Here is a 14,235-nt window from a genome sequence, read left to right as displayed (position 1 = left end):
CACCTCTGGCGAGCAATGAGCGCAGGGGACCGGGCGGAAAGCTGGGGCCTGACATGCCGTTTCGATACCGACCCGACCGGCGCGGCGGCCGGGTCTATTTCCGACGATTTTTATCAGGTTAAATCGGACTTGAAAAGCCTCGATTTCATCCCGCGACGCGACGTTCACGCCGCCGCGGCCCGCGCCCGGGCGAGGCGGCAGCGGCGCTCGATGGCAGCCGCGTGAGTATTTGGGCCAAGAAGAAGACGGGACCGCGCGTGTTTGGCGCGAAGGTCCGCACCGGCGGCGCGTCTCAGGCGCCCTCTGCCAGCGCGAGGGTGGCGGCCGAGAGCGCCAGCCGCCCATCGGTTTCCCGAAGCTGCCAGGCCCTGGGCGGCGCCATCCGGGCGCGGCGGCGTTCGAGGTGCCATGCACTGAGACCGGGGGTGTGGCGCGGCGCCATGTGCCAGCGGGTCTCGACCCCGGCCGCGCCCCCCGGCCCCGGCGTCAGGATCAGCCCCAGCGGCGCCCCATGCCCCGCGGCGGCCCCGGCCTCGGCGGCGAGGTGCAGCCGGCGGACCGGGGTGAGCGGCGGCGGCGCGGGCAGCTCGGCGACCACCACCGGCACCACGCCCGAGCGCAGCGCCTCTTCCATCGACCAGAGCAGGTCCTCGGCCCGTTTCGGCGCCGCCAGGATCAGCCGGCCGGGCGCGAGGCGTTCGGCCACCGTATCGGGATAAAGCCGCGCCGGGGCCCAGCCCGGCACGATCCACATCACCGGCCCCTCGGCGGCGGCCGCCAGCACCAGCGCCAGCATGTGCCGCGCCGGCCCGCAAAGCTCGTGCACGCGGGCGAGCGGCAAGGCGAGTTCGCCCAGGGCGGTCAGGGCCGGGCGGGCGCGCTGGGGCACGCGGGTGAGCGGCGGTGCAGCCATGCCGCAAAAGATACAATGTTCGCTTAACGTTCTCAACGCCTTTCGAAACGCGAAGGGTTGTCCTCGCCGCCGCGGCAGACCACTCTGCGCCCGACCGCAAGAACGGGGGACCAAGATGAGGAAAGTCGCGCTGGGCCGGACGGGCCTGAACGTGTCCTGCCTGTGCCTCGGCACGATGACCTGGGGCAGCCAGAACTCGCAGGAAGAAGGCCATGCCCAGATCGACATGGCCATCGACCAGGGCGTGAACTTCATGGACACCGCCGAGATGTACCCCGTCGCCCCGGTTCGGGAAGAGACCGTGGGGCGCACCGAGCGGATCATCGGCAATTGGTTCCAGCACAGCGGGCGCCGGCACGAGTGGATCGTGGCGACCAAGATCACCGGCCCCAATGGCGGCTTCGCCCGCGAGGGCGCAGGCATCTCGCCCGAGACGATCCGCGCCGCGGTGGAGGCCTCGCTGCGGCGCCTGCGCACCGACTATATCGACCTCTACCAGTTCCACTGGCCGAACCGCGGCTCCTACCATTTCCGCCAGCAGTGGGGCTACGACCCGTCCGGACAGGACCGGGCGGCCACGCTCGCCCACATGCAAGAGTGCCTCGAAACGCTGGACGCGCTGGTGACCGAGGGCAAGATCCGCCATTTCGGCCTGTCGAACGAAACCGCCTGGGGCACCTGCCAATGGCTGCGGCTTGCCGAGGAAAAGGGCCTGCCGCGAGTGCAGTCGATCCAGAACGAATACTCGCTGCTCTGCCGGCTCTACGACACCGACCTTGCCGAACTCGGCGTGAACGAGGATGTCACGCTGCTGGCCTGGGCGCCGTTGGCCGCGGGGTTGCTGACGGGCAAGTATGCCGGCGACGTGACCCCCGAAGGCACGCGGCGCGAACGCCAGCCCGATCTCAACGGCCGGATCACGCCGCAGGTCTGGGAGGCCGTCTCGGCCTATCTGGGCGTGGCGAACGCGCACGGGCTCGACCCGGTGCAGATGGCGATCGCCTTCGTGCTGCAACGGCCGTTCCCGGTCATCCCGATCGTGGGGGCGACCTCCACCGACCAGCTCAGGAGCGTGCTGCGCGCCGCCGACCTGCAGCTGCCCGACGACGTGCTGGCGGAGATCGCGCTGGCCCACCGGGCGCACCCGATGCCGTTCTGACGGCGGGGTGCAGTCCGGCAGCCCAGGCGTTGCATCTCTGGCACGCCGCGGGCCGGGCATGCCGGCCGCCGGCGGCCGGGGCTTGCGGTGCTCCCCTTCCGGGACATTATGGACCCGGGGACATGGGGATGTTCATGCTGCGCGAGACGAACCGAGAGGTTTGCGCGACCTTCGACGGGCCGGTTGCCGACCCGTCCCGTTCGCCTGTCCGGCCCGCCGCATGAGCGCGGTGGCGGCGATCCTCGGGGCGGGCGCGACCGGCGCGGGCTGGGCCGCGCGCTTTGCCCTGATGGGCTGGGAGGTGCGCGTCTTCGACCCCGATCCGGCGGTGGCCGAGCGCGTGGAGGCGGTGCTCGCGCGGGGGCGCCGCGCGCTGCCGGGGCTGCTCGACACGGGCCTGCCGCCCGAGGGCGAGGTGATCTTTGCCGCGCGGATATCGGAGGCGGTGCGGGCGGCGGACTGGATCCAGGAAAGCGTGCCCGACCGGCTCGACCTCAAGCGCACCCTCTACCAGAAGGTCCAGGAGCATTGCGCCGACGAGGCGATCCTCGCCTCCTCGACCTCCGGTTTCACGCCCTCCGCGCTGCAGGGGCAGGCCGCCCGGCGCTGCCCGATCCTGGTCGCGCATCCGGTCCGGCCGGTCTACCTGCTGCCGCTGGTCGAACTCGTCGGCGCACCCGATGCGCCGAAGGCCACGCTGGAGCGGGCGGGCGAGATGCTGCGCGGGATCGGCATGGTGCCCCTGCAGATGCGCCACGAGAGCGACGGCCACATCGCGGGGCGGCTGATGGAATCGCTCTGGCGCGAGGCGCTGTGGCTGGTGAACGACGGCATCGCCACCACCGCGCAGATCGACGCGGCGCTCCGGCTGGGTGCGGGCCTGGTCTGGGCACAGATGGGGCCGTTCGAGACGGCGCGGATCGCGGCCGGCGAGGCGGGCATGGCGGATGTCCTGGCCAAGGCCGCGCCCGACCTCGCGGCGCCGCGCAGCCACCTGACCGATGTGCCCGACCTGACCGACAGCCTCGTGCGCCGGATCGCCGACCAGTCGGACGCGCAGAGCGGCGACAGGTCCGCCGCCGACCTCGAGCGGCAGCGCGACACCAACCTCGTCGGCCTTCTGCGGGCCCTGAAATGGACGGGCGGCGGCGCCGGGGCGCATCTGCGCACGCTCGACGCGGCGCGGCAACCGGACCTCGACGACATCACCCGCCCCGTCGTCACGCAGGACCGGGCGGTGCCGCTCGACTGGACCGACTACAACGGCCACATGACCGAGTCGCGCTACCTATTCGCCTTTGCCGATGCGACCGACCGGTTCATGGAGATGATCGGGTGCGATGCCGACTATATCGCACAGGGCAGCAGCTTCTTCACCGCCGAGACCCATATCCGGCACCTCGCCGAGGCCCATGCCGGTCAGCGCTTCCGCGTCGAGACCACGGTGATCGAGGGCGCCGGCAAGAAGATGCACCTGTTCCACCGGATGCTGTCGGGCGAGACGCTTCTGGCCACCGGCGAGCACCTGCTGCTGCATGTCAGCCTGGACACCCGCCGAACGACGCCGCCGGGCCCCGAGGTCGCCCGCCGGCTGGCCGAGATCGCCCATGCCCATGCGGCGCTGCCGCGCCCCGAGGGCATCGGCCGCGCGGTGGGGCAAAAGCCGGGCTAGGCATCGAGCGCCCGGCGGGGGCACCGGGCGCGTCCGTCCGGCCGCCCCCTAGTCGATGCCGTCGGCAAGACGGTCCAGATAGTCCGCCACCTCGCGATCGGACACCGTGGCCTCACGCACGAGCGCGTCGAAATGCCGGGTGAAGGCCTCGATTCGTTCGGAGTCGCGGAAGGCGAGGTAGTTGTGCCCCAGGTAAAGCACCGCCAGCAGCGGCCCGAACACCGTGATCGGGGCGGAATAGACCCGCCGCGCGTCGTAGATATGCAGCCGCAGCGTGGGATAAAGCTGGCGGTGGATGCCTGCCAGCCGGGCCATCTGCGCACGCCGCAGGTCCTGTGGCAGGTCGCGGTAATAGCCCTCGGCCCGCGCGAAGCTCTCGACCTCGTGAAGCGGCAGGGCGATCTCGTAATCGGATTTGAGCCCGCGCATCCAGTCCAGCCGGTCGCGCGCCGCGCCGATCGCCTGGGCGGCCGTCCGGCCGAGATGGGGGGCGTATTCCCAGTCCAACATCTCCGGCGTCTTGAGCATGTCCGGCAAGCCCGCCGGCACGTGGCGGATCTTGTAGCCCGCCGCCTCGCGGTGCCACGCGAAGATCTGTTCGTCCACCGGCGCGCGGGCGGCCTCGGGCATGCTGAGGCTTGCCGCCATCAGGTCGGCCGCACGCTCGGGCCGGTCGCTGAGCCCCAGAAGCCAGTCCGCCGACACGCCCAGCGCCTGGGCGCAGGCCGCGGCGACATGGGCGTTCGGCAGCCGGGCCCCGGCATCGGTGAGGATCTGCGACACCGTCGAACGGTCCACGCCCGCCGCCCGCGCGAGCGCGCTCTGGCTCTGGCCGGTGCGGTCCATCGCTTCCGCCAGCCGCGCCCGGAACCGTTCGGCGCGCAAACGTTTGTCCGAAACAGGCATCATATGTGACGTATATCACCATACGCTCTTTACGTTAACAACATTCCGAATGGTCAAGGCCGACGGGGCGCGCTAAAGCGGTCGCGTTCAACCCATCGGAGGCACCATGGAGACGCAGCAACGCACTGTTGTCAAAGCGATTTTATGGAACGTGCTCGGGCTTCTGACGATGTCGCTCGTCGGGCTCGCGCTGACCGGCTCGGCCGCGCTCGGCGGCGTGATGGCGATCGCGAACACGGCGGTGGGGCTCGTCTGCTACATCCTCTACGAACGCGTCTGGTCGCGTATCCGCTGGGGGCGGCGCTGGGGCTGAGCGCGAACCGCTCGACAGACCGCAGGCAAGGTGGCTAGTGACCCCATGGCCGCCTGGATTCCGATCACGCTCTTCGCCGCGCTCGTGCAGAACCTGCGCTTCATGCTGCAGCGGCACCTGAAGGCGACGCGCCTTTCCACGGCCGGGACCACCTTCGCCCGCTTCGTCTTTTCCGCGCCGCTGGTCGGGCTGCTCGTCGGCGCCTACCTGGCCGCCACCGGGCAGGTGCTGCCCGCGTTCACGGGGGCGTTCTGGGCCTTCGCCCTGGTGGGCGGGCTGGCGCAGATCCTCGCCACCATGTGCGTGGTCGCGCTGTTTTCACACCGCAACTTCGCCGTCGGCATCACCTTCAAGAAGACCGAGGTCCTGCAGACCGCGCTGGTGAGCTTTCTGGTCCTCGGCGAGGGGGTCTCGCCGGGCGGGCTCGCCGCGATCCTCGTGGGATTCGCGGGGGTGGTGCTGTTGTCGGACACGCCCTTGGCGCGGGGCGGCCGGTGGCACCGGCGCCTGGTCAACCGCGCGGCGGGGCTGGGGCTTGCCTCGGGCGTGCTCTTCGCGATCTCGGCCACCGGCTACCGGGGCGCGACGCTGGCGCTTGGCCTCGACGACCCGGTGCTGCGCGCGGCACTCACGCTGGCGGTGGTCACCGCCGCGCAAAGCCTCGCCATGGCCGCCTGGCTGGCCTGGCGCGAACCGGGCGAACTCGGGCGGGTGCTGCGCCACTGGCGCGTGGCGGGGCTGGTGGGCGTGACCTCGATGCTGGGCTCGGGCGCCTGGTTTCTCGCCTTCACGCTGCAGAAGGCCGCCTATGTCAAGGCGCTGGGCCAGGTGGAACTGATCTTCAGCTTCCTCGCGGCGACCTTCGTCTTCCGCGAAAAGACGACACCGCGGGAGCTGATCGCCATGGGGCTGCTGACGGCGTCGGTCCTCATCCTGATCCTCACGCTGTAGGATCGTGCGCGGCGTTTTCTGCCGCTGTTTCCTGCGTTAGGGTCCGGGTGCGCGACCCGTCCGGAAAGGCCCGCCATGATCCACGTCACCACGACCTGCCCCGACATCGAAACCGCCCGCCTGCTGGCGGGAGCCGCCATTTCCCGGCGCCTGGCCGCCTGCGCCAATATCACGCCAGGGCTTCTGAGCGTGTTCCACTGGCAGGGCAAGGTCGAAGACGAGCCCGAAGTGCAGATCACCTTCAAGGCCAGCGCGGCCACGCGCGCCGACCTCGTCGCGCTGATCGAGGCCGAGCACCCCTACGACCTGCCCGTCATCACCTGGGAAGCGGTCGAGACCACCGCCGAGGCCGCCGCCTGGCTAGCCGAAGAGACCGGACCGAAGTGAGCGGCCCGGCCCCGGCGTTCAGGCGAATTCCTTCAGCGATTCAAGACGCAACTTGAGCGGACACCAGTCCGGCACGGTCTCCGCGCCCGCCCCCTGCCGGCCGAGCCACGGGATGCAGCGGTCGGTCCGGTCGCAATGGCAGCAGGTGGCGACCAGTTCGGCGAACTCGCCCCGGCCGAGCTGCCCCGCCTTGAGGGCGCCGTTGACGTTCACCCCGATGGTGCGCGCCATGCCCTGGGTCAGCCAGAAATGCTTGGAGAGACTGCCTTGGTCCTGCATCGTTTCTCAGGCGGACACGAGGCGCACCCGCATCGCCTCCAGAAGATCCTTGTTGCGGCAATAGGCGGGGGTTTCGCCCGTGCCGGACACATGCTCGCCGATCCAGCCCTTGCACTGGCCCGGATCGGTGCAGCCCAGGCAGCGCGACACGGTCGCCTGCATGTCCTCGGGCGTCCAGCGGCCGGCCATCATTTCCTCGGTGAGGTCGATGCCGAGCACCTCGGCCATCTTCTCGACCAGTTCGGCATGCTCGTCGTATTTGCTTTCGCCGGACATCGCCGTCTCCCGTTGCCTTCGGATGGGCCCACTAAACCGCAAGGCGCGGATTAACACCTTGATACGTGTCAAATCGGCACGGAGGGCTTTTTCGAGCGCAGGGCCGCCCTATGTGCCTCGTCCATGGCCGAGGTGGAAGTCATATACAACGGCAGTTGCCCGATCTGCGCGCGCGAGATCGCGGGCTATCAGCGGATGAGCGAGAAGGCGGGCCGCCCGGTGACCTTCACCGATCTCTCCGCGTCCGATCTGTCCGGGCGCGGGCTGGATGGCGACACTGCCGCGCGCCGGCTGCACGTGGTGCGCGACGGGCGCGTGATCGCCGGCTTTCCGGCTTTTCTCGCCCTCTGGTCGGAATTGCCCCGCCTGCGCTGGCTCGCCCGTGTGCTGGGGCTGCCCGGGCTGCGGACCCTGGCCGGCGTCGCCTATGACCGCGGCGCCGCCCCGCTGCTTTACGCCCTTCACCGCCGCCGGCAGGCCCGGACGCTTCACAAGGCGGATCGGGCGGGCTAGCGTGGCATCATGTTCACCATCGAGCACGAATTCGACGCGACCGTTGTGACCCTCGTCGACGAGGGACGCGGTGCCTTGCAGGAAGACGTCACGATCACCGCCTTCGAGGATTGCGTGACCGTCGAGCAACTGGACCCGCGCACCGACCGCGTGCAGAAGATCACCCTGTCGCTCGCCCAACTCCACGAACTCGGCGCCGCGCTGGACCTGCCCGAAGGCGTCTACCGGATCGGCCCGCCGCGCTGAAACCGCACGCGGGGGGCCTGACACGCCTATTGGGCGCAGACGTTGTCGAGCCAGAACTCCTGCCCGCCGATCCTGATTCGTTCTATCGTGCCGGTCAGTGTCACCGTACCACGCTTGCCGCCGGGCACGGCGGTCGAGGTCACCTGAACGACGACCCCGCCGATCGGCGACGGCGCGCCGGTGAGGTCGCCGGCATAGACCGGCACCGGCTGGCCGTTGACGCTCAGGTCCTCAGAGCCGCCCATGTCCAGGAAATCGAACGTCACGCGGGACACCGGGAAATCGAGGCCGGTGAAGTCGAACTCGAAATTCAGGTTGTTGGACCGCAGGGCCTGGCCCGACCCGAACGCCACCGGCGGCACTTCGACCCGACCGCGGTTGAAGGTCGTCCCGCCATTCGTCCAGCGGAACGTCTCCACCGACATCTCGATGCCGTCGGACGTGGCCAGCACAACCGTGCCTGGCCCCTGCCCCGCGGGCGTGCCGTACTGGGTGCCCGCCGCCGGGGGCGGCCCGAACCCGATACAGCTTCCGCCGGCGCCGGCCGCCGCCGACTTGGTATTGTTCCCTTCATTGGATTCTTCGACCGTGTTCTTGGGGTCCGCGGTCACGGTGATCCGGTAGACATTGCCAAGATAGCCGTTGTCGGGATGCGCAAGCGGGGCGAAGTCACCGCTCAGGATCACCGTCTCGCCACCGTCCAGCCCCGGCACCGAGAACCGCAGCTGCGGCCTGTGGTTCGGTGAGATCGGGTCCTCATCCGCATCGAAATAAACCAGAAACGGCCCCGCCGCCCGCGTGCCCTGGTTGGCGACCTCCGCCGTTGCCTGCTTTTCCGCGGCGTTCCAGGTGACGTCGACCTCCCTCACGACGAGGTCCGTGCACCCTGCCAGAACCGCAAGCGGCAAGCCAAAACCGAAGATGTTGAGATATGTCCGCGTCATGTCCCCCTCCTGACACATGCGCCGAAAACAGATATATTATATCATGAAATCAGTCTTTCACAAAGATACCGCCGCTGCGGCCAAAAGGTCCGGGACCATCGTTCCGGCCACGGTTGCGAACGGGCGCCGGGCCCCGCCCCTCAGTCGGACAGGCGAAACAGCTTGTCCCGCGCGGTCTGGCCGCGCACAAGTTCCAGCCGGGATTTCGCCACGCCCAGCGCCTTGGCCAGCAGTTTCGTGACCGCCGCGTTCGCCTTGCCGTTCTCGGGCGGCTGGGTCACGTAGATCCGGAGCACGCCGGCCTCCTCCACGATCCGCGCCCGCGATGCCTTGGGCGTCACGCGAACCGCGATCTCGGTGCCGGGGGCGGAGAGGTGCGACAGATCCATGGCCGCCGCTGTCCCACCGGCCGGGGCGCGCGTCAAGCCGGGCTTGATCCGGACGTGCCGATGGCCGACATGGGATAGAACGGAACGGAGATGCCGATGCCCGACCCGCGCCCCGAGGTGCTCGACTTCCTGCTGACCCGGCGCTCGCGCCCTGCCAAGACGCTGGCCGCGCCCGCACCGGCGCGCGAGGACCTGATACCGCTGCTGACCGCGGCGGCCCGCAGCCCCGATCACGGCAAGCTCGAACCCTGGCGCTTCGTCGTGCTGGAACGCCTTGCGCTCGACCGGCTGGCCGGGCTGGTGCGCGCGCGGGGGGCGGCCCTGGGCGAGGCGGAGGAAACCATAGCCAAGGCCGCCGCGGCCTATGCCGACAGCCCGCTTGCCGTCGCGGTGATCGCCTCGCCGAAGCCGTCGGAGAAAATCCCCGAGAGCGAGCAGTTACTGTCGGCCGGCGCGGTGTGCCTGGCGCTGCTGAACGCGGCCCTGGCCGCAGGCTGGGGGGCCAACTGGCTGACCGGCTGGCCGGTCTACGACCGCGGGTTCCTGGAGGACGGGCTCGAGCTTGCGCCCCATGAGCAAGTCGCCGGTGTCATCCATATCGGCACCGAGACCGTCACGCCGCCCGACCGCCCCCGCCCGGACGTGGACGCCATCACCACATGGGTGCGCGCATGATCCTGACCGCCTTTCTCAAGACCCTCGGCCAGATCGGCGACCGCGCGTTCCGGCGGGTGCTGTTGCTCGGGGTCGGCCTCTCGATCCTGCTGCTCGCGCTGCTTTACGCCGCGATCTTCGTGCTGATCGGCTGGCTGCTGCCCGAAACCTTCACCCTGCCCTGGATCGGCGAGGTCAACTGGGTGGACGAGCTGATCTCGGGCACCTCGCTGATCCTGATGCTGGTGCTCTCTGTCTTCTTGATGGTGCCGGTCGCCTCGGCCTTCATCGGGCTGTTTCTCGACGACGTGGCCGAGGCGGTGGAGCGCAAGCACTACCCCGACCTGCCGAAGGTCGCGCCGATTCCCGTCCTCGACCAGGTCCGCGACGCGCTGGGGTTCTTCGCGGTGGTGGTCGGGGTGAACCTGGTTGCGCTGGTCCTCTATTTCTTCGTCGGCCCCTTCGCGCCGCTTCTGTTCTGGGCGGTGAACGGGTTTCTGCTGGGGCGGGAATTCTTCCAGATGGCGGCGATGCGGCGGCTGGGGCGCAAGGGCGCCGTGGCGCTGCGCAAGCGCCACGGGCTGACGGTGTTCGTGGCCGGGCTGTTGATGGCGGTCCCGCTGAGCGTGCCGCTGGTCAACCTGATGATCCCGATCCTCGGCGCGGCCGTGTTCACCCACCTGGTGAACCGCCTCGCCCGGCCCCCGGCTGTCTGATCGTCGCTCAGACCTGTTCCAGCTCGATCAGCGTCCCGTTGAAATCCTTGGGGTGCAGGAAGAGCACCGGCTTGCCATGGGCGCCGATCTTGGGTTCGCCGGCGCCCAGCACCCGCGCGCCGCCCTCTTTCAGCCGGTCGCGCGCGGCCAGGATGTCGTCCACCTCATAGCAGATGTGATGGATGCCGCCCGCCGGGTTCTTGTCGAGGAACCCCTTGATCGGGCTGTCCTCGCCCAGCGGGTAGAGCAGCTCCACCTTGGTATTGGGCAACTCGATGAACACCACCCGCACGCCGTGATCGGGCTCGTCCTGGGGCGCGCCCACCTTGGCGCCGAGCGTGTCGGCATATTGCGCCGCGGCGGCGTCGAGGTCCGGGACGGCGATGGCGACATGGTTCAGGCGGCCGATCATCTTGCACTCCTCGCTGAGACTGGGTCTTGCGGTTATCGGGCCTCGAACGGCGCGGCGCAAGGCCCCCGGGCCGGCGCGCGCCGGGAAGGCGATGCCGCCGCGTGGCGCGGCCCACATGCGCCCGCCATGGCTGCGGCGGACAGACCGCAGCCCGGCCGGAGAAAGAGTTTGTCAACGTGCGCATGTTCTCTTATTGTTCCCATTGGAGCTTCGGGGGAATTCCGCCAAGATGTTGGATATGACGCGTTCGGCAGCACAAGACCTGCAGGATTTCCTGGACGGCGACCGGTTCGGAACCGTGTTGGCGGACCCGCCGTGGCGTTTCATCAACCGCACCGGCAAGGTCGCGCCCGAACACAAGCGCCTGTCACGCTATCCGACGCTCACGGTGGACGAGATTTGCGCGCTTCCCGTCGCCGCGCATCTCGAAGACCGGGCGCATTGCTATTTGTGGGTGCCGAACGCCCTTCTGCCGGAGGGGTTGCAGGTGCTCTCGGCCTGGGGGTTCGAGTACAAGTCGAACATCGTCTGGCACAAGGTGCGCAAGGATGGCGGGTCGGACGGGCGCGGGGTGGGGTTCTATTTCCGCAACGTGACCGAATTGCTGTTGTTCGGCACGCGGGGCAAGAACGCCCGCACGCTGGCGCCGGGGCGGCGGCAGGTGAACATGCTGCAGACCCGCAAGCGCGAACATTCGCGCAAGCCCGACGAGCAATACGAGCTGATCGAGGGCTGTTCCTGGGGGCCCTACCTGGAGTTGTTCGGCCGCGGCGTGCGCGAGGGCTGGACGGTCTGGGGCAACCAGGCGGATGCGGATTACAAGCCCAGCTGGAAGACCTACGCCTACAATTCGGGAATGGCGGCGGAGTAGTCAGTCGACCAGAACGCGGTCGGGCAGCCCAAGCAGCAACAGCGGGCACGGATTGCCGACGCCCCGGTCCAGCCGCGCCACCAGCTTGTCCCAATGGGTGGTGGCCTGGCCGAACTTGCTGGATACGAAATTGCGGGTGAAGGCCTCGGCGAAGGGCAGGCCCTGGTCGACCAGCCGCGCGACAGCCTTGCGCTGGGCACCGGTGCGTTCGGCGATGCCGTAGCGGGCCAGATCGGCCTCGGAGGCCACGCCATCGGCGGCCAGCCGCGCGGCGATCCGGGCGCGGAACGCCGCCTGCATCGTGGCGCCGCGGGTGACGATCACGCCCACGCTGACCGCCGACTGGGCATGCAGCCGCTGGAAATTCTCAAGGTCGCGGTCGTAGAACGGATCCTTGTTGTTCCACTCGATTTCAAGGGCGAGCGTGCCGGACGGGGCGCGGCGGACATGGTCGATCTCGTGGCTGATGCCTTCGCGTTCGACGCCGTCGACGATGGTCTGGACGTGGAACACGTGCTTCGGCCAGCCCGTTTCGGCCAGGGATTTGCGCAGGCGCTGGGTAAAGCGCGCCTCGCCGCCGCCGCCGCCGATGATCTCGGGGATGGCGATGCGGAACTCCGCCAGAACGGAGACGAGTTCGCCGAGTTCCGCGGGAAAATCCTGGGTCAGTATGGCCAGCGCGTGGTTCTTCGCCAGCACATCGTAGCCCAGCTCCTCCAGCGGGCGGAGCATCACTCCTCCTCGGGAATGACCCTCAGCCGCAATTCGCGCAGTTGCTCGTTGCTGGGCAGCGTGGGGGCGCCCATCATCAGGTCTTCGGCGCGCTGGTTCATCGGGAACATGATGACCTCGCGGATGTTCGCCTGATCGGCCAGCAGCATCACGATACGGTCGATGCCCGCCGCACAGCCGCCGTGGGGCGGCGCGCCGAAGCGGAAGGCGTTGACCAGGCTGGGGAAACGGGCGCGCACCTCGTCCTCGGTGTAACCGGCCAGGCTGAACGCCTTGAACATGGTATCCAGCCGGTGGTTGCGGATCGCGCCCGAGACCAGTTCGTAGCCGTTGCAGGCGAGGTCATACTGGTAGCCCAGCACCTGAAGGGGATCGCCTTCCAGCGCCGCCATGCCGCCCTGGGGCATCGAGAACGGGTTGTGGGAAAAGTCGATGACGCCGGTTTCGTCGTCCTTTTCATACATCGGGAAGTCGACGACCCAGCAGAAGGCGAAGCGATTCTTGTCGGTAAGGTTCAACTCCTCGCCGATCACATTGCGCGCCCGGCCTGCGACGGCCTCGAAGCTCGCGGGCTTGCCGCCGAGGAAGAAGGCGGCGTCGCCCTTGCCAAGGCCCAGTTGCAGGCGGATCGCCTCTGTGCGTTCGGGGCCGATGTTTTTCGCCAGGGGGCCGGCGGCCTCCATCCCGTTTTCGCCGTCGCGCCAGAAGATATAGCCCATCCCCGGCAGGCCCTCGTTCTGGGCGTAGCTGTTCATCCGGTCACAGAACTTGCGCGAGCCACCGCCGGGCGCGGGGATCGCGCGGATCTCGGTGCCGTCCTGTTCCAGCAGCTTGGCGAAGATCGCGAAGCCCGAGCCGCGGAAATGATCGGACACGTCCTGCATCTTGATCGGGTTGCGCAGGTCGGGCTTGTCGGTGCCGTACCAGCGCATCGCGTCGGCGAATGCGATCTGCGGCCAGTGCTTGTCGACCGTGTGGCCGCCGCCGAATTCCTCGAACACGCCTTCGATCACCGGCTGGATCGTGTCGAACACGTCCGCTTGCGTGGCAAAGCTCATTTCCATGTCGAGCTGGTAGAAATCGGTGGGCGAGCGGTCGGCGCGGGGGTCCTCGTCGCGGAAACAGGGCGCGATCTGGAAATAGCGGTCGAAGCCCGAGACCATGATCAGCTGCTTGAAGATCTGGGGCGCCTGGGGCAGCGCGTAGAACCGGCCCGGATGCAGGCGCGAGGGCACGAGGAAGTCGCGCGCGCCTTCGGGGGAACTGGCCGTGATGATCGGGGTCTGGAACTCGCGGAAGCCCGTGTCCCACATCCGGCGGCGGATCGAGGCCACGACGTCGGAACGCAGCTTCATGTTGTCCTGCATCGCCTCGCGCCGCAGGTCGAGATAGCGATAGCGCAGGCGCGTTTCCTCGGGGTAGTCCTGGTCGCCGAAAACCATCAGCGGCAGTTCCTCGGCCGATCCAAGCACCTCGATGTCGCGGATATAGACCTCGATCTCGCCGGTGGGGAGTTTCGGATTGATGAGGGATTCGTCGCGCGCCTTCACCGCGCCGTCGATGCGGACGCACCACTCGCTGCGGACCTTCTCCACCTCGGCGAACACCGGGCTGTCGGGGTCGGCCAGCACCTGGGTCATGCCGTAATGGTCGCGCAAGTCGATGAACAGAACACCCCCGTGGTCGCGCACGCGGTGCACCCAGCCCGACAGGCGAACGGTTTCGCCCACGTTGGCTTTGGTGAGGTCTGCGCAGGTGTGGCTGCGGAAGGGATGCATGGGGCGGGTCCTTACGGCTGACGGCAGGTCCGCGCCGATACACCCTTGATGCGGCGCGAAGTCAAGGGAGGGGGCGGGAGCAAATTTGGGGGATGGTGCGTTTTAAGGTATATTAACGGCCGGG

At 68.7% G+C, this 14,235-nt stretch carries 20 protein-coding genes; 11 read left to right on the top strand and 9 right to left on the bottom strand.

What is annotated here, in order from left to right; all coding sequences use genetic code 11:
• Positions 1-15 precede the first annotated feature (15 nt).
• Entirely contained in the window at positions 16-225 is a 210-nt protein-coding gene (locus tag BUR28_RS19685; RefSeq protein ID WP_139307609.1) for a hypothetical protein, read from the top strand.
• Positions 226-292: 67 nt separating this feature from the next.
• Here the strand turns inward: BUR28_RS19685 and BUR28_RS17445 are convergent, their stop codons facing one another.
• A complete protein-coding gene (locus BUR28_RS17445) occupies positions 293-913 on the bottom strand; it encodes a hypothetical protein (RefSeq protein ID WP_074221275.1) in 621 nt (206 codons plus the stop codon).
• 115 nt (positions 914-1,028) lie between these two features.
• Between BUR28_RS17445 and BUR28_RS17440 the strand changes: the two genes are divergently transcribed.
• Together BUR28_RS17440 and BUR28_RS17435 are read left to right on the top strand one after the other, a co-directional pair.
• Positions 1,029-2,072, top strand: coding sequence for an aldo/keto reductase (locus BUR28_RS17440; protein ID WP_074221274.1), 1,044 nt, complete (start codon positions 1,029-1,031; stop codon positions 2,070-2,072).
• A 220-nt stretch (positions 2,073-2,292) separates the two neighbouring features.
• On the top strand, positions 2,293-3,744 hold the full coding sequence (locus BUR28_RS17435; RefSeq protein ID WP_074221273.1) for a carnitine 3-dehydrogenase: 1,452 nt from the start codon (positions 2,293-2,295) through the stop codon (positions 3,742-3,744).
• Between the two features lie 48 nt (positions 3,745-3,792).
• Here BUR28_RS17435 and BUR28_RS17430 read toward each other — a convergent pair whose 3' ends face one another.
• Positions 3,793-4,653 carry a helix-turn-helix domain-containing protein gene (locus BUR28_RS17430; protein ID WP_074221272.1) on the bottom strand — a complete coding sequence of 287 codons (861 nt, stop codon included), beginning with the start codon at positions 4,651-4,653 and terminating at the stop codon, positions 3,793-3,795.
• A 103-nt stretch (positions 4,654-4,756) separates the two neighbouring features.
• Here BUR28_RS17430 and BUR28_RS17425 point away from each other — a divergent pair, with 103 nt between their 5' ends.
• From BUR28_RS17425 to cutA, 3 genes are all read left to right on the top strand, one after another.
• A complete protein-coding gene (locus tag BUR28_RS17425) occupies positions 4,757-4,963 on the top strand; it encodes a DUF2061 domain-containing protein (protein ID WP_074221271.1) in 207 nt (68 codons plus the stop codon).
• Positions 4,964-5,008: 45 nt separating this feature from the next.
• Positions 5,009-5,914, top strand: a complete 906-nt coding sequence (locus tag BUR28_RS17420; RefSeq protein WP_074221270.1) for a DMT family transporter — start codon at positions 5,009-5,011, stop codon at positions 5,912-5,914.
• Positions 5,915-5,989: 75 nt separating this feature from the next.
• Positions 5,990-6,301: a divalent-cation tolerance protein CutA gene (gene cutA, locus BUR28_RS17415; RefSeq protein ID WP_074221269.1), complete on the top strand. Its 312-nt coding sequence runs from the start codon at positions 5,990-5,992 to the stop codon at positions 6,299-6,301.
• Positions 6,302-6,319: 18 nt separating this feature from the next.
• Here cutA and BUR28_RS17410 read toward each other — a convergent pair whose 3' ends face one another.
• Together BUR28_RS17410 and BUR28_RS17405 are read right to left on the bottom strand one after the other, a co-directional pair.
• Positions 6,320-6,580, bottom strand: a complete 261-nt coding sequence (locus BUR28_RS17410) for a DUF6455 family protein (protein ID WP_074221268.1) — start codon at positions 6,578-6,580, stop codon at positions 6,320-6,322.
• Between the two features lie 6 nt (positions 6,581-6,586).
• The gene (locus BUR28_RS17405; protein WP_074221267.1) at positions 6,587-6,856 is read right to left on the bottom strand and encodes a DUF6455 family protein; all 270 of its coding nucleotides are present in this window, start codon (positions 6,854-6,856) and stop codon (positions 6,587-6,589) included.
• Between the two features lie 123 nt (positions 6,857-6,979).
• Here BUR28_RS17405 and BUR28_RS17400 point away from each other — a divergent pair, with 123 nt between their 5' ends.
• Both BUR28_RS17400 and BUR28_RS17395 read left to right on the top strand, forming a co-directional pair.
• Positions 6,980-7,369: a thiol-disulfide oxidoreductase DCC family protein gene (locus tag BUR28_RS17400; protein ID WP_074221266.1), complete on the top strand. Its 390-nt coding sequence runs from the start codon at positions 6,980-6,982 to the stop codon at positions 7,367-7,369.
• 9 nt (positions 7,370-7,378) lie between these two features.
• A complete protein-coding gene (locus tag BUR28_RS17395) occupies positions 7,379-7,615 on the top strand; it encodes a hypothetical protein (RefSeq protein WP_074221265.1) in 237 nt (78 codons plus the stop codon).
• 26 nt (positions 7,616-7,641) lie between these two features.
• On the opposite strand, the gene BUR28_RS17390 is transcribed toward BUR28_RS17395, so the two are convergent.
• Complete coding sequence (locus BUR28_RS17390; protein WP_074221264.1) at positions 7,642-8,559, bottom strand: CARDB domain-containing protein; 918 nt, start codon at positions 8,557-8,559, stop codon at positions 7,642-7,644.
• 140 nt (positions 8,560-8,699) lie between these two features.
• Positions 8,700-8,948 carry a DUF167 domain-containing protein gene (locus BUR28_RS17385; protein ID WP_074221263.1) on the bottom strand — a complete coding sequence of 83 codons (249 nt, stop codon included), beginning with the start codon at positions 8,946-8,948 and terminating at the stop codon, positions 8,700-8,702.
• 96 nt (positions 8,949-9,044) lie between these two features.
• On the opposite strand from BUR28_RS17385, the gene BUR28_RS17380 reads away from it, so the two are divergent.
• The gene (locus BUR28_RS17380; RefSeq protein WP_074221711.1) at positions 9,045-9,623 is read left to right on the top strand and encodes a nitroreductase family protein; all 579 of its coding nucleotides are present in this window, start codon (positions 9,045-9,047) and stop codon (positions 9,621-9,623) included.
• Positions 9,620-10,318, top strand: a complete 699-nt coding sequence (locus BUR28_RS17375; RefSeq protein ID WP_139307608.1) for an EI24 domain-containing protein — start codon at positions 9,620-9,622, stop codon at positions 10,316-10,318. The genes BUR28_RS17380 and BUR28_RS17375 overlap by 4 nt, the downstream gene beginning before the upstream one ends.
• A gap of 7 nt (positions 10,319-10,325) precedes the next feature.
• Here the strand turns inward: BUR28_RS17375 and mce are convergent, their stop codons facing one another.
• Positions 10,326-10,730 (bottom strand): methylmalonyl-CoA epimerase, encoded by a 405-nt coding sequence (gene mce, locus BUR28_RS17370; protein WP_074221261.1) that lies wholly within the window; start codon positions 10,728-10,730, stop codon positions 10,326-10,328.
• Between the two features lie 238 nt (positions 10,731-10,968).
• On the opposite strand from mce, the gene BUR28_RS17365 reads away from it, so the two are divergent.
• The gene (locus BUR28_RS17365) at positions 10,969-11,601 is read left to right on the top strand and encodes an MT-A70 family methyltransferase (RefSeq protein WP_074221260.1); all 633 of its coding nucleotides are present in this window, start codon (positions 10,969-10,971) and stop codon (positions 11,599-11,601) included.
• On the opposite strand, the gene BUR28_RS17360 is transcribed toward BUR28_RS17365, so the two are convergent.
• Positions 11,602-12,333 carry a BglII/BstYI family type II restriction endonuclease gene (locus BUR28_RS17360; protein ID WP_074221259.1) on the bottom strand — a complete coding sequence of 244 codons (732 nt, stop codon included), beginning with the start codon at positions 12,331-12,333 and terminating at the stop codon, positions 11,602-11,604.
• The gene (gene aspS / locus BUR28_RS17355) at positions 12,333-14,111 is read right to left on the bottom strand and encodes an aspartate--tRNA ligase (RefSeq protein WP_074221258.1); all 1,779 of its coding nucleotides are present in this window, start codon (positions 14,109-14,111) and stop codon (positions 12,333-12,335) included. Before aspS ends, BUR28_RS17360 begins: the two co-directional genes overlap by 1 nt.
• Between the last annotated feature and the right edge of the window lie 124 nt (positions 14,112-14,235).

This window comes from Rhodovulum sp. ES.010, from assembly GCF_900142935.1.
GTDB lineage: Bacteria > Pseudomonadota > Alphaproteobacteria > Rhodobacterales > Rhodobacteraceae > Rhodovulum.
Note: the sequence above shows the minus strand (reverse complement) of the source record. Positions and strands in the feature narration are given on the sequence as shown.

What these genes read in the sequence shown, in the direction of transcription:
- BUR28_RS19685 (WP_139307609.1), top strand. Translation starts at nt 16, where the DNA reads ATGAGCGCAGGGGACCGGGCGGAAAGCTGGGGCCTGACATGCCGTTTC.
- BUR28_RS17445 (WP_074221275.1), bottom strand. Translation starts at nt 913, where the DNA reads ATGGCTGCACCGCCGCTCACCCGCGTGCCCCAGCGCGCCCGCCCGGCC.
- BUR28_RS17440 (WP_074221274.1), top strand. Translation starts at nt 1,029, where the DNA reads ATGAGGAAAGTCGCGCTGGGCCGGACGGGCCTGAACGTGTCCTGCCTG.
- BUR28_RS17435 (WP_074221273.1), top strand. Translation starts at nt 2,293, where the DNA reads ATGAGCGCGGTGGCGGCGATCCTCGGGGCGGGCGCGACCGGCGCGGGC.
- BUR28_RS17430 (WP_074221272.1), bottom strand. Translation starts at nt 4,653, where the DNA reads ATGATGCCTGTTTCGGACAAACGTTTGCGCGCCGAACGGTTCCGGGCG.
- BUR28_RS17425 (WP_074221271.1), top strand. Translation starts at nt 4,757, where the DNA reads ATGGAGACGCAGCAACGCACTGTTGTCAAAGCGATTTTATGGAACGTG.
- BUR28_RS17420 (WP_074221270.1), top strand. Translation starts at nt 5,009, where the DNA reads ATGGCCGCCTGGATTCCGATCACGCTCTTCGCCGCGCTCGTGCAGAAC.
- cutA (WP_074221269.1), top strand. Translation starts at nt 5,990, where the DNA reads ATGATCCACGTCACCACGACCTGCCCCGACATCGAAACCGCCCGCCTG.
- BUR28_RS17410 (WP_074221268.1), bottom strand. Translation starts at nt 6,580, where the DNA reads ATGCAGGACCAAGGCAGTCTCTCCAAGCATTTCTGGCTGACCCAGGGC.
- BUR28_RS17405 (WP_074221267.1), bottom strand. Translation starts at nt 6,856, where the DNA reads ATGTCCGGCGAAAGCAAATACGACGAGCATGCCGAACTGGTCGAGAAG.
- BUR28_RS17400 (WP_074221266.1), top strand. Translation starts at nt 6,980, where the DNA reads ATGGCCGAGGTGGAAGTCATATACAACGGCAGTTGCCCGATCTGCGCG.
- BUR28_RS17395 (WP_074221265.1), top strand. Translation starts at nt 7,379, where the DNA reads ATGTTCACCATCGAGCACGAATTCGACGCGACCGTTGTGACCCTCGTC.
- BUR28_RS17390 (WP_074221264.1), bottom strand. Translation starts at nt 8,559, where the DNA reads ATGACGCGGACATATCTCAACATCTTCGGTTTTGGCTTGCCGCTTGCG.
- BUR28_RS17385 (WP_074221263.1), bottom strand. Translation starts at nt 8,948, where the DNA reads ATGGATCTGTCGCACCTCTCCGCCCCCGGCACCGAGATCGCGGTTCGC.
- BUR28_RS17380 (WP_074221711.1), top strand. Translation starts at nt 9,045, where the DNA reads ATGCCCGACCCGCGCCCCGAGGTGCTCGACTTCCTGCTGACCCGGCGC.
- BUR28_RS17375 (WP_139307608.1), top strand. Translation starts at nt 9,620, where the DNA reads ATGATCCTGACCGCCTTTCTCAAGACCCTCGGCCAGATCGGCGACCGC.
- mce (WP_074221261.1), bottom strand. Translation starts at nt 10,730, where the DNA reads ATGATCGGCCGCCTGAACCATGTCGCCATCGCCGTCCCGGACCTCGAC.
- BUR28_RS17365 (WP_074221260.1), top strand. Translation starts at nt 10,969, where the DNA reads ATGACGCGTTCGGCAGCACAAGACCTGCAGGATTTCCTGGACGGCGAC.
- BUR28_RS17360 (WP_074221259.1), bottom strand. Translation starts at nt 12,333, where the DNA reads ATGCTCCGCCCGCTGGAGGAGCTGGGCTACGATGTGCTGGCGAAGAAC.
- aspS (WP_074221258.1), bottom strand. Translation starts at nt 14,111, where the DNA reads ATGCATCCCTTCCGCAGCCACACCTGCGCAGACCTCACCAAAGCCAAC.